The 10,979-nt window shown below is 43.2% G+C and carries 14 protein-coding genes; 7 read left to right on the forward strand and 7 right to left on the reverse strand.

The window, feature by feature from the left end; all coding sequences use genetic code 11:
• Positions 1–296: 296 nt before the first annotated feature.
• Complete coding sequence (locus HWQ37_RS33360; RefSeq protein WP_292755519.1) at positions 297–2,009, forward strand: diflavin flavoprotein; 1,713 nt, start codon at positions 297–299, stop codon at positions 2,007–2,009.
• A gap of 218 nt (positions 2,010–2,227) precedes the next feature.
• Here the strand turns inward: HWQ37_RS33360 and HWQ37_RS33365 are convergent, their stop codons facing one another.
• The 3 genes from HWQ37_RS33365 to HWQ37_RS33375 all read right to left on the reverse strand — a co-directional run bounded on the left by HWQ37_RS33365 (position 2,228) and on the right by HWQ37_RS33375 (position 3,203).
• Positions 2,228–2,665, reverse strand: a complete 438-nt coding sequence (locus tag HWQ37_RS33365) for a putative toxin-antitoxin system toxin component, PIN family (protein WP_292755521.1) — start codon at positions 2,663–2,665, stop codon at positions 2,228–2,230.
• Positions 2,662–2,928: a hypothetical protein gene (locus tag HWQ37_RS33370; RefSeq protein WP_292755523.1), complete on the reverse strand. Its 267-nt coding sequence runs from the start codon at positions 2,926–2,928 to the stop codon at positions 2,662–2,664. Before HWQ37_RS33370 ends, HWQ37_RS33365 begins: the two co-directional genes overlap by 4 nt.
• Before the next feature lie 86 nt (positions 2,929–3,014).
• The gene (locus HWQ37_RS33375) at positions 3,015–3,203 is read right to left on the reverse strand and encodes a hypothetical protein (protein ID WP_292755524.1); all 189 of its coding nucleotides are present in this window, start codon (positions 3,201–3,203) and stop codon (positions 3,015–3,017) included.
• A 97-nt stretch (positions 3,204–3,300) separates the two neighbouring features.
• On the opposite strand from HWQ37_RS33375, the gene HWQ37_RS33380 reads away from it, so the two are divergent.
• The 3 genes from HWQ37_RS33380 to HWQ37_RS33390 all read left to right on the forward strand — a co-directional run bounded on the left by HWQ37_RS33380 (position 3,301) and on the right by HWQ37_RS33390 (position 4,090).
• Positions 3,301–3,597, forward strand: a complete 297-nt coding sequence (locus HWQ37_RS33380; protein ID WP_292755526.1) for a BrnT family toxin — start codon at positions 3,301–3,303, stop codon at positions 3,595–3,597.
• Positions 3,560–3,802 carry a hypothetical protein gene (locus HWQ37_RS33385; RefSeq protein WP_292755528.1) on the forward strand — a complete coding sequence of 81 codons (243 nt, stop codon included), beginning with the start codon at positions 3,560–3,562 and terminating at the stop codon, positions 3,800–3,802. The genes HWQ37_RS33380 and HWQ37_RS33385 overlap by 38 nt, the downstream gene beginning before the upstream one ends.
• 66 nt (positions 3,803–3,868) lie before the next feature.
• Positions 3,869–4,090 carry a hypothetical protein gene (locus tag HWQ37_RS33390; protein WP_292755530.1) on the forward strand — a complete coding sequence of 74 codons (222 nt, stop codon included), beginning with the start codon at positions 3,869–3,871 and terminating at the stop codon, positions 4,088–4,090.
• Positions 4,091–4,192: 102 nt separating this feature from the next.
• Here HWQ37_RS33390 and HWQ37_RS33395 read toward each other — a convergent pair whose 3' ends face one another.
• The 3 genes from HWQ37_RS33395 to ribBA all read right to left on the reverse strand — a co-directional run bounded on the left by HWQ37_RS33395 (position 4,193) and on the right by ribBA (position 6,576).
• Positions 4,193–4,432, reverse strand: coding sequence for a type II toxin-antitoxin system HicA family toxin (locus tag HWQ37_RS33395; protein ID WP_094348486.1), 240 nt, complete (start codon positions 4,430–4,432; stop codon positions 4,193–4,195).
• On the reverse strand, positions 4,432–4,656 hold the full coding sequence (locus tag HWQ37_RS33400; RefSeq protein ID WP_292755533.1) for a type II toxin-antitoxin system HicB family antitoxin: 225 nt from the start codon (positions 4,654–4,656) through the stop codon (positions 4,432–4,434). Before HWQ37_RS33400 ends, HWQ37_RS33395 begins: the two co-directional genes overlap by 1 nt.
• Before the next feature lie 246 nt (positions 4,657–4,902).
• Complete coding sequence (gene ribBA / locus HWQ37_RS33405; RefSeq protein WP_292755535.1) at positions 4,903–6,576, reverse strand: bifunctional 3,4-dihydroxy-2-butanone-4-phosphate synthase/GTP cyclohydrolase II; 1,674 nt, start codon at positions 6,574–6,576, stop codon at positions 4,903–4,905.
• Positions 6,577–6,972: 396 nt separating this feature from the next.
• Here ribBA and argC point away from each other — a divergent pair, with 396 nt between their 5' ends.
• Positions 6,973–8,031, forward strand: a complete 1,059-nt coding sequence (gene argC, locus HWQ37_RS33410) for an N-acetyl-gamma-glutamyl-phosphate reductase (RefSeq protein ID WP_292755537.1) — start codon at positions 6,973–6,975, stop codon at positions 8,029–8,031.
• Between the two features lie 82 nt (positions 8,032–8,113).
• On the opposite strand, the gene eno is transcribed toward argC, so the two are convergent.
• The gene (gene eno / locus HWQ37_RS33415) at positions 8,114–9,415 is read right to left on the reverse strand and encodes a phosphopyruvate hydratase (protein WP_292755539.1); all 1,302 of its coding nucleotides are present in this window, start codon (positions 9,413–9,415) and stop codon (positions 8,114–8,116) included.
• Between the two features lie 269 nt (positions 9,416–9,684).
• Here eno and gloA point away from each other — a divergent pair, with 269 nt between their 5' ends.
• Positions 9,685–10,119, forward strand: coding sequence for a lactoylglutathione lyase (gene gloA / locus HWQ37_RS33420; protein WP_292755541.1), 435 nt, complete (start codon positions 9,685–9,687; stop codon positions 10,117–10,119).
• A gap of 341 nt (positions 10,120–10,460) precedes the next feature.
• Positions 10,461–10,979, forward strand: a 519-nt coding sequence (locus tag HWQ37_RS33425) for a Clp protease N-terminal domain-containing protein (RefSeq protein WP_292755543.1), incomplete at its 3' end; no start/stop codon positions are given.

A 10,979-nucleotide genomic window follows, 5' to 3' on the forward strand; every position in this document is an offset into this window, starting at 1 on the left:
GAATGCGAAGTCATCAGTAGAATGGATTGCGGCGACCATTGGGCAGTATACAGCAACGTCTACGCCGGCAGAGTTTCTAAGCCAGAAGCTTTGACTGCTGTACATCATCGTAAAGTTGGAAACCACTATTAATTTTGGATTTTGGATTTTGGATTTTAGATTAATAATCCAAAATCCAAAAATACTCAATAAGCATTTGTGTAGTACAGAGCTTCCTACTTAATATCCAGAATTTGGATTGGATGTTTAATTAACAATCCAAATTCTAAAATCTAAAATCTAAAATTTTTTCCGCTATGTCAAAAAATAAACCCCGTGACGTTCAAGTTTTCCCAATTGCGACAGATACGAGAATACTGCGATCGCGCAGTTGGTCAAGGCTGAGATTTGAAATTGAATATGCTCTTGCTAAGGGTACAACTGCTAATTCTTATTTAATCGAAAGCGATAAAACTGCCATAATCGATCCTCCAGGGGAAACGTTTACGCAAATTTATTTAAAAGCTTTGCAGCAACGTTTCCATCTCGAAGATTTAGATTATGTAATTTTGGGACACGTCAACCCCAACCGCGCCGCAACTTTAAAAGCTTTGTTAGAAATTGCGCCGCAAATCACCTTTGTGTGTTCTAATCCAGGGGCGATAAATTTACGTGCGGCGCTGGAAAATCCAGACTTACAAATTCTTGTCATGCGGGGCGATGAAACTCTAGATTTGGGTAATGGGCATAATTTACAATTTATTCCCACCCCCAATCCTCGTTATGCAGATCAACTCTGCACCTACGATCCACAAACAGAAATTCTGTACACAGATAAGTTGTTTGGGGCGCACGTTTGTGGAGATCAGGTATTTGATGAAGGCTGGGAAGTATATAACGAAGATCGGCGCTATTATTTTGATTGCCTCATGGCTCCCCACGCCCGTCAAGTTGAAACAGCACTGGATAAACTTGCCGATTTTCCCGTGCGAATGTATGCCAATGGACACGGCCCTTTGGTACGCTATGGCTTAATCGAATTGACGAAAGCTTATCGAGAATGGAGTCAACAACAAACATCTGCTGACTTGACAGTAGCCTTGATTTATGCTTCAGCTTATGGAAATACAGCCACATTAGCCCAAGCGATCGCTCGTGGCATTACAAAAGCTGGTGTCGCTGTAGAATCGATTAACTGTGAATTTACTGAACCAGAAGAAATCCGGGCGGCTGTGGAAAAAGCAGGTGGTTTCATCATCGGTTCTCCTACCCTCGGCGGTCATGCACCGACACCCGTACAAACAGCTTTAGGAATTGTCCTATCCACCGCTACTAACAATAAACTCGCTGGTGCTTTTGGTTCCTTTGGCTGGAGTGGGGAAGCAGTTGATTTAATTGAGAGTAAATTAAAAGATGCTGGCTATCGGTTTGGTTTTGATACCATCCGCGTCAAATTCAAACCCGACGATGCCACCTTACAATTGTGTGAAGAAGCTGGAACCGACTTTGCTCAAGCACTGAAGAAAGCGAGAAAAGTGCGATCGCAAAGTCTTCCTGCAACAAATGTAGAACAAGCAGTTGGTCGGATTGTCGGTTCTCTTTGTGTTCTCACAGCCAAAGAAGGCGATCGCTCCAGTGCCATGTTAGCTTCTTGGGTATCTCAAGCCAGCTTTAATCCACCGGGTTTAACCATAGCTGTAGCCAAAGAACGCGCAGTAGAAACACTGACCCATACAGGCAATAAATTTGTCCTCAATATTCTTAAAGAAGGCAATCACTTGGGATTGATGAAGCATTTTCTTAAACCTTTTGGCCCAGGACAAGACCGATTTGCTGATGTCGCCACTCAAGAAACTGAAAGCGGTTCTCCCATACTTACCGATGCCCTAGCATATTTAGAATGTTCTGTACAAAACCGGATGGAATCTGGCGATCATTGGCTAGTTTATGCAACTGTCGAGAGCGGCAAATTGTTAGATAATGATGGCGTTACAGCCGTCCATCATCGCAAGTCGGCGACTCATTATTGATTGGGAATTGGGCATCGGGTATGGGGCAGAAGTTCTTTAATTTTGAATTTTGAATTTTGAATTGATTTCTCCCTCATCTCCCCTACTTCCTCACTCCCTAATCCCCACTCTTCTTTAAAGAACTCAACTCTGGTGTTTTTATCTTGACACTTCGAGTTCCGAACTCGGTGTTTCTTCCAAAAGTGGATGCTCCCGACGAAAAAGGCGACCGAGCGTCATTACGAATTACGATTAGACTTTTCTGGAAAATAACGCATCAGAAAATCTTGTGGTGTCAAAATGGGAATTCCATTAAACTCTACCAATACTAATAAATCTAAATCACCAGTAATAATTGCTTCAGCATTTGCAGTAATAGCCGCAGCCAGAACTATAATATCTTTTGGGTCACGTAATTGAGGAGCATCTACAGAAACAGTTAGACAAAATTGGATTACATCTTTTGTGGCATTAATTACATCTTCTACTCTTAAATTTAAAGACTCGATTTTAGACTGAAATTTTGGACGACGCAAAGTAGTTTCTAGCTCTAAGAATAAAGCATCAGAGGCAAATATAGTTATTTCCTGCTCCTCTGCCAGTATCAAAACTATATCTGGCACTCCTCCCCAAAGTAATGCTGAAATCCAAACATTTACATCAACTACAACCCTCATTCTTCAGTCCAAAGTTCTTGCCTAACTTCCTTCACTATTTGACTAATTTCTTCGAGAGTTGGTTGATTTGGATCTGAACCAGTCTGTATTACTCGTTGCCTTAATCCTTTTAGTGTTAAATCTATTTTTGTTTTTTTAAACACAATTTCATTTTCGGTAACAGAGACTTCATATTCTGTACAAGGCTGAAGCTTTTCCAAAACCTCTGGGGGAATTTCTAACTTTCCATCAGCCGTCACTTTGGCAATAATAGTTGTGTTCATCGGGGGTGGGATAGCTTTGTCATGTCAAGAAAAAGTATGCTCTCTTGTGGTTTTATTATGCCGTTATTTTGAGGTGCTTCCCACAGTTACTTCATCGGTTCTGCTGGTAAACCAAGCTTGGCGCGAAATTCATTATCATAAAATTTATCTCGCCAACTTTTACGCGGTGGTGGGATATAACGTCCAGTTCGTCTGAGGTGAAGTATATCTTCTTCTGAGGAAGGGCGGCGTTTCTTTGGTTTTGGTTTGAGATGCGATCGCCATTTTATCTTCAAAGTACCTTCCCCACATCAATGTCACTTAATTGCAGTATATGATTACTCTGCTGTACTTATATTCACTTCTGCATAGCTAATCGGATATGATCTGGTCATGGAGTTCGAGTGGGATAAATCAAAAGCAGCCGCAAATTTGCAGAAGCACGGTGTCAGCTTTGAAGAAGCCAAAACTGTCTTTAGCAATTCTTTGGCAGTCATCTTTGATGATGAAGCGCACTCTCTAGATGAGCAGCGAGAAATCATTATTGGTCACTCTCAACAAAATCTCTTGCTGTTGATTTCCTTCACTGAGCGTTCCAATGCTATCCGTATCATTAGCGCCCGTCTAGCTACTCGAAAGGAACGTGAAGATTATGAACGAAACACATGCAGAAAAATCGCAAAATTCTGACGATGAGCTTCAGGCTGAGTATGGCTTCGATTATCAAAAGGCAAAGCCTAATCGCTTTGCTTTGCGTAGTGGAACGCAACAATTAACAGTTGTGGTCTTAGATGAAGATGTAGCTCAGGTTTTCACCACACCAGAATCGGTCAACAAAGTGTTAAGGGCGTTAATTGAGTCAATGCCACAAGCCGCAAAGGGCGAGACAGCCTAACAACTCCGTTGCATCGGAAGCCATCTTATTCTGATAACTCATTGCTCTCTGTTAAAAATTATTACCATGACTTTACGTGAACTTGAAGATCAAGCACTAAGATTATCTGCCGAGGATCGTTGGCAGTTAATTAATACATTAATGCAATCGCTCCAACCAAAACTTCAACCAAACCCAAAGCCAAAGGGTTTAGCTACAAGTTTAATCGGTATTGCCAAGACTGATACCCTGCCACCTACAGATGAAGAAGTGAAAGCCATGCTACATAAGCGGTTGGTGCAAAAGTAAGTATCTGTAATACGAGTTTTATAATTGAATTTCAGTTCCAAAGCGATCGCCTAATTCACTACACATTTCTATTTTGTAGTCAAAACCTACGCAGTATTGCTTTCAGATTTGCTCATAAGCAGATAAAAAATCCTCTCTTGAGATACCCGCTTGAGTACAGATGGATCTCAACGTCGAACCTTTAATTTGAGAGTGGTTAGGCATAGTCAGTGGAGTTTTTGTTCCATCTTCGTTTTCTCGCTCCATAACAATATGCTCCCGCTCTCTAATAACAGTAAATCCCAGAAATTCCAATGTCTTAATTACTTTAGCTTTAGGTACGTCTACTGGGAATTTAACCATTAAATAGGAACCTCAGCTTCCGCCACAAAAGCTTCTAGGACTGGTGATTCCTCTTCTAAAACCTCTTGACCAAATATCTCTATATGGCAGTGGATAGCAGATTTAACATCTGCTAGTGCTTCTTCATAGCTGTCACCTTCGCCAACTACAACCCCCTTGATACCCAAGGGATAGGCTACGTAACCGTCATTATGTTTTTCAACAATAATTTTGATTGCTCTCATTGATTTTCTTTGTAGTCCCAACAATTAACAGTTGTGGTCTTAGATAAATAGGACTTACGCAAGAACTCTCTGAAACCCTCTTTCCTTCGCGTTCTTTGCGTTCTTTGCGGTTCGTTTTTTCATAATTTTGCGTAAGTCCTGATAAAGATGTGGCTCAGATTTTCACACCATAATTGGTCAACAAAGTATTAAGGGCATTGATTTAGTCAATGCCACAAGCAACAAAAAATATGACTTGATGCGTGGCTATTTGCTAAAGCTGTAAATTTGCTGCGTCTCCAAGCGATCGCTAATTGATGAAGGCAGTGTACCATCCGAAAACATCTGCCGATCTAGTTGGACTTGTAAATTACTTAAAGGATCGCAACCAGAAGAGATCAGAAATTCTAATTTCTGGATGTATGGCAAAGTAGCGAGGTTGTCCAAAATTTGGAAGATTGCCTGTATATAAGGATGACCAATTTGCTGATACCAATCACAGCTTGCAACTTTTGCCTGATCGAAACCCAAGTGTACAGTTAAAGATGGCTCGTCAAATATAGCGATCGCTAAGGGACGCGCTTCTTCCTGTAACAATAAATCATTACTTCTCGCTAAGTGTCGCAGTTTCTCTAAGCGTTCATAGCGTTCTGTCACAGCTTCCGGGTCATCTTGCCAGTGGATTGCTACTGTTACCAGATAAGTTTGTAACAGCAGATGACCCAGCTTTTTCGCCTTTGTCGCCAGATAATAGGAATTGTACTCGGTTGCCTCAATTAACAATGGCACGCGATCGACTACTTCCAACCCATAACCCTTGACTCCAGCAATTTTACGGGGATTATTGGTAATCAAGCGAATCTTTTTGATGCCCAAATCCATGAGCATTTGTGCCCCCATGCCGTAGTCTCGCAAGTCAGCCGGAAATCCTAAACGCTCATTAGCTTCTACTGTATCAAGTCCCATATCCTGCAACGAGTAGGCTTTCAGCTTGTTAATCAAGCCGATTCCCCGCCCTTCTTGGCGCAGGTATACAACTACACCTTGACCGTCAGCCTCAATCATTTTCAGCGCGGCTTCTAACTGCATCCGACAATCACAGCGCAAAGAACCCAAAGCATCACCAGTTAAGCATTCTGAGTGCATCCGCACCATCACCGGCTCATCTTTGAAGTTAGCTGGATCGCCCTTGACAATTGCCACGTGTTCTGTATTATCTAGGGTGTGGCGATAGGCGTAAATTTCAAACTGACCGAATTGACTAGGCAGCTTGGTAATAACCTCACGATACACTAGGCGATCGTGCTTTAGGCGATAGCTGATTAAATCCGCAATACTAATAATTTTTAAATTGTGACGTTTAGCGTATTCAACTAACTGCTGCAACCGCGCCATTGAACCATCGGAGTTTTGAATTTCACAAATTACTCCAGCTGGGTATAGCCCTGCTAGCCTAGCTAAATCCACAGCAGCTTCCGTATGTCCTGCGCGTTTGAGTACGCCTCCCTCTTTAGCTCGAATCGGGAAAATATGGCCAGGACGACGTAAATCGGTAGGTTTTGTGGCTGGGTTGAGAGTAACCTGGATAGTCCGGGCGCGGTCTTCTGCTGAGATGCCTGTGGTTACGCCTAATTCTGGCCCAGCATCAATACTGACAGTGAAGGCAGTTTGGTTAGTATCTGTAATATTGCTTACCATCAAGGGTAAGTCTAGCTCGTCTAGGCGATCGCCCGTCATTGCCAAACAAATTAGTCCTCTTGCTTCCACCGCCATAAAATTAATCGTGTCCGGTGTGGCAAATTGGGCAGCACAAATTAAGTCGCCTTCATTTTCTCTATTTTCATCATCTACCACTACAATGACGCGACCAGCTTTTAGGTCTGCTAAAGCGGCATCAATCGAATCAAATTTAAAAGCTTGGGTAGTATTAGGCTGTGACACAGAAAGATTTCCAGCTATAAACGTAAATTTTTTTTACAATTTCTTCTTTTAGATTGTAGCTCCTTTATAAGGCAGAGAAGTAGACTAGCAATGATTTGATAACGGGGCATAAAAAAGTGGAGATAAAGTGCAGCGACAGTAAAGGATGAAGGGCATGGGGCATTAGGAGTGCTGAGTGCTGAGTGCTGAGTTAGGAGTTAGGAGTTAGGAGTTATAAGAGTTAGGAGTTTTGTTTATCTCCTTGTCCCCTTGTCTCCCTTGTCTCCCTTGTCTCCCCCATCTCCCTCTGCTCCCTCATCTCCCCCTTTGGGGCGTTTTGTGCGCGGTGAGTCTAGTCGCTGATATTGTTGATAGCTGAGAACGAATTAACCATTCATGGGATAAGGATTTCAGATCATGGGCAAATTTAGACGCGTACCCGTTGGGATTGTTGGCGCGTCGGGCTATGGCGGAGTACAGTTAGTACGACTACTGATGGATCATCCAGAAGTCGAACTGGTTTATTTAGGTGGTGAGAGTAGTATCGGGAAATCCTTCGGGGATCTTTACCCGCATCTGGCTCATGCAACTAACCTGCTAATAGAGGCGGTAGAACCAGAAATAATTGCTCATCGCTGTGAAGTAGTTTTCCTGTCTTTACCAAATGGTCTGGCTTGCCAAATCGCGCCTAAACTGTTGGAAAAAGGATGTAAAGTACTAGATTTAAGTGCAGACTATCGGTTTAGTGATTTGACAACTTATACAAATTGGTATGGTACTGAGAGAAGCGATCGCACAATTGCAGCGACAGCAGTTTATGGATTACCAGAACTTTACCGCGATCGCATTGCCGAAGCTCAACTCATTGGCTGTCCTGGTTCCTATCCTACTGCTAGTCTCCTTGCACTTTCGCCACTCTTAAAGCAAGGTTTAATCGTGCCAGAAACAGCTATTATTGATGCTAAGTCCGGCACATCTAGCAGTGGACGGCAACCTCAAACCAACTTATTACTAGCTGAAGCCGACAACTCTATAGCCGCTTTCAATATTGGTCGTCACCGCCATACCCCAGAAATTGAGCAAATTTGCAGTGACTTAGCTGGTCACGAACTCATGATCCAATTTACACCTCACCTTGTCCCAATGGTACGCGGTATTTTGGCAACGGTATATGCCACAATGCGCGATCCTGGTCTAGTGCGAGATGACTTAATCACAATTTTCTCAGCCTTCTACCGCAACTCTCCTTGGGTGAAAATCTGCGGTAGCGGCATTTACCCCCAAACCAAGTGGGCTAATGGCAGCAATATTTGTTACATCGGTGTAGAAGTTGACCCACGCACAGGTCGCGTAATTGTCATGTCAGCAATTGACAATCTAATTAAAGGACAGGCGGGGCAAGCTATTCAGTGTTTAAACTTGATGATGGGCTGGGATGAAACTTTGGGGTTGCCCAAGCTTGGTTTTTATCCCTAGATGAGGGGGATGAGGAGGATGAGGAAGTATTTTCTTGTCCATCTCCTCTTACTCCCTCATCTCCCCTTACTCCCCCATCTCTCTACTTCGGCCCTAACCCTACAGCACCAGCATAAACGGCGCGATCGCCTAATTCATCTTCAATTCGCAGCAAGCGATTATATTTTGCTACACGTTCGCTGCGACACAGAGAACCTGTTTTGATTTGACCGGCACGGGTTGCTACAGCTAAATCAGCGATCGTTGTATCTTCTGTTTCACCAGAACGATGGCTAATTACTGAACGGATACTATTACGAGTTGCCAAGTCAATAGTTTCCAAGGTTTCGGTAAGCGAACCAATTTGATTGAGTTTAATCAAAATGGCATTAGCGGCTTTTTCCTGGATGCCTCTTTGCAAGCGGGTAGCGTTAGTCACAAACAAGTCATCCCCTACCAATTGCACCCTCGAACCTAACTTCTGGGTCAGCAATTGCCAACTTTGCCAATCTTCTTCGTGCAAGCCATCTTCAATTGACACAATTGGGTATTGATCAACCAATTGTCCTAAATAATCAATAAATTCAGCCGGGGCGTGAGGTTTACCATCGTAAACATACTGACCATTCTTGTAAAATTCGCTAGCTGCCACATCTAACGCCAAAGCTACTTCTTCTCCTGGTTTGTAACCAGCTTTCTTAATGGCAGCAACTAGCAATTCTAAAGCGACCTGATTTGACTCTAGGTTAGGGGCAAAGCCGCCTTCATCACCCACACCAGTCAGCAACCCTTTCTCATCTAACACCTGACTGAGGGTAGCAAACACCTCTGCACCCCAGCGCAACGCTTCCCGGAAGGAAGTTGCGCCAATTGGGACAATCATAAACTCCTGAAAATCCACGTTATTTGAGGCGTGTGCGCCACCGTTAATCACATTCATCAACGGCACTGGGAGCAAATTCGCTAAAGGACCACCCAAATAGCGATACAGAGGAATTGCTAGAGATTCAGCACCAGCTTTAGCAGCTGCTAAGGAAACACCCAAAATCGCATTAGCCCCCAAATTGGATTTGTTAGGAGAACCATCTATTGCAATCATTGTGCGGTCTAGCAGTTCTTGATTGAGGGCATCCAAGCCTAACAATTGTGGTGCAAGTGCTTCTCTGACGTTTTGCACTGCCTTGAGTACGCCTTTGCCTCCATAACGGCTTTTATCACCATCACGCAGTTCGTGGGCTTCAAAAGTGCCAGTAGAAGCACCACTAGGAACCTGCGCCAGTCCGACAACACCGTTGGCTAAATGCACTTCGGCTTCAATTGTCGGTCTACCGCGTGAATCAAGAATTTCACGGGCTGCGATCGCAACAATTGCAGTATCTAGGTCAGTATCTAGGAATTTACTCATCTGTACTTTATCCTTTGTTCGAGTGTGTTACGCATACAGTCCAATTGCCTAACCCAATCGCTAGCTTATGCTGTTAAGAGACTTTATTGGCTGAGATTAAAGAAGATTTCCATTATAGGGATAGGGAGCAATGCCAAGAATGGGTAATTGTTTATCCTGTCCTTTAGGCTTTTAATTCTTTCTGTGACGGCATTTTTACCTTAAGACTTTGAGCTAGGTAAAATGTTTGCAGAGAATAACACTAAATCAATTACAGAGAAAAGGTCAATATGCGATTACTACACACAATGCTGCGGGTGGGCAACCTGGAAGAGTCCTTAAAGTTCTACTGTGAAGTTCTAGGAATGAAACTGCTACGCCGAAAAGATTATCCGGGGGGAGAATTTACCCTGGCTTTTGTTGGCTATGGTGACGAAAGCGATAACTCGGTCATAGAATTAACCTACAACTGGGGCGTGGAAAAGTACGAATTAGGTAATGCTTACGGCCACATTGCTCTCGGCGTTGATGATATTTACGCTACGTGTGAAGAAATTCGCAATCAGGGCGGTAAAATCGTTCGAGAACCAGGGGCGATGAAACATGGTTCGACGGTAATTGCTTTTGTGGAAGATCCAGATGGGTATAAAATTGAACTGATTCAGATCGGATCTCAAGGATCAGCAGCCAAGCAGGAATCACAAGAGCAACTTGTGAGTCAGTAATTCTTATAAGGATTTTCAAAAAATCAATTATCCGGTAGGGTTTGGATTTAGATCCCCGACTTCTTGAAGAAGTCGGGGATCTGGGCAGCAAGTTGTGCTTAAGAGCGATACGCGCAAGACTTTTCGCTTTTTGTCTCCCCTTTTTAGGCGGGTTAGGGGATATCCTTTGCGTAAATCCTATTAGTATCGGCATTCCGAAGAGCGACACCAAATAGCCCGTCGTAGGGATTGCTCCAATAGCACCATCTGGCAAAGTCCGTTCAGAACAGTGTTTTCGTTTTAAATTAGGAAATAGGTAGTAGAGTCCCTAAACTAAAAATTCAAATTCTAAAATTCTAAAGATGCAACCTACAGATCCAAATAAATTTACTGATAAAGCCTGGGAAGCAATTGTTAAATCTCAGGATATAGTTCGTGCTTATCAACAACAGCAACTAGACGTTGAACATTTAATTATTGCCCTGTTAGAAGAACCCACTAGTTTAGCAATACGTATCTTGGCTCGATCTGAGGTCGATCCAATCCGCTTGCAGCAGCAGCTAGAAGCCTTTACCCAACGTCAGCCCAAAGTTGGTAAAAGCGATCAGCTTTACCTTAGCCGCAATTTAGATATTTTACTAGACCGAGCCGAGGAAGCTAGAGTGAGGATGAAAGACTCCCACATTTCCGTGGAACACATACTTTTGGCCTTTGCTGAAGACGATCGCGTGGGCCGAAAGATTCTCAAAGGCTTTAGTGCCGATGCAGCTAAACTCGAAGCTACGATCAAAACCATTCGCGGTAGCCAAAAGGTGACAGATCAAAGCCCAGAATCCCGCTATGAAGCCTTACAAAAATTTGGTAGAGATTTGACAGAACAG

It is taken from the genome of Nostoc sp. NMS4, assembly GCF_017115095.1.
Taxonomy (GTDB): Bacteria; Cyanobacteriota; Cyanobacteriia; order Cyanobacteriales; family Nostocaceae; genus Nostoc.

Excerpts from the sequence above, each read along its gene's own strand:
- HWQ37_RS33360 (WP_292755519.1), top strand. The coding sequence starts at position 297 with ATGTCAAAAAATAAACCCCGTGACGTTCAAGTTTTCCCAATTGCGACA.
- HWQ37_RS33365 (WP_292755521.1), bottom strand. The coding sequence starts at position 2,665 with ATGAGGGTTGTAGTTGATGTAAATGTTTGGATTTCAGCATTACTTTGG.
- HWQ37_RS33370 (WP_292755523.1), bottom strand. The coding sequence starts at position 2,928 with ATGAACACAACTATTATTGCCAAAGTGACGGCTGATGGAAAGTTAGAA.
- HWQ37_RS33380 (WP_292755526.1), top strand. The coding sequence starts at position 3,301 with ATGGAGTTCGAGTGGGATAAATCAAAAGCAGCCGCAAATTTGCAGAAG.
- HWQ37_RS33385 (WP_292755528.1), top strand. The coding sequence starts at position 3,560 with ATGAACGAAACACATGCAGAAAAATCGCAAAATTCTGACGATGAGCTT.
- HWQ37_RS33390 (WP_292755530.1), top strand. The coding sequence starts at position 3,869 with ATGACTTTACGTGAACTTGAAGATCAAGCACTAAGATTATCTGCCGAG.
- HWQ37_RS33395 (WP_094348486.1), bottom strand. The coding sequence starts at position 4,432 with ATGGTTAAATTCCCAGTAGACGTACCTAAAGCTAAAGTAATTAAGACA.
- HWQ37_RS33400 (WP_292755533.1), bottom strand. The coding sequence starts at position 4,656 with ATGAGAGCAATCAAAATTATTGTTGAAAAACATAATGACGGTTACGTA.
- argC (WP_292755537.1), top strand. The coding sequence starts at position 6,973 with ATGGGCAAATTTAGACGCGTACCCGTTGGGATTGTTGGCGCGTCGGGC.
- eno (WP_292755539.1), bottom strand. The coding sequence starts at position 9,415 with ATGAGTAAATTCCTAGATACTGACCTAGATACTGCAATTGTTGCGATC.
- gloA (WP_292755541.1), top strand. The coding sequence starts at position 9,685 with ATGCGATTACTACACACAATGCTGCGGGTGGGCAACCTGGAAGAGTCC.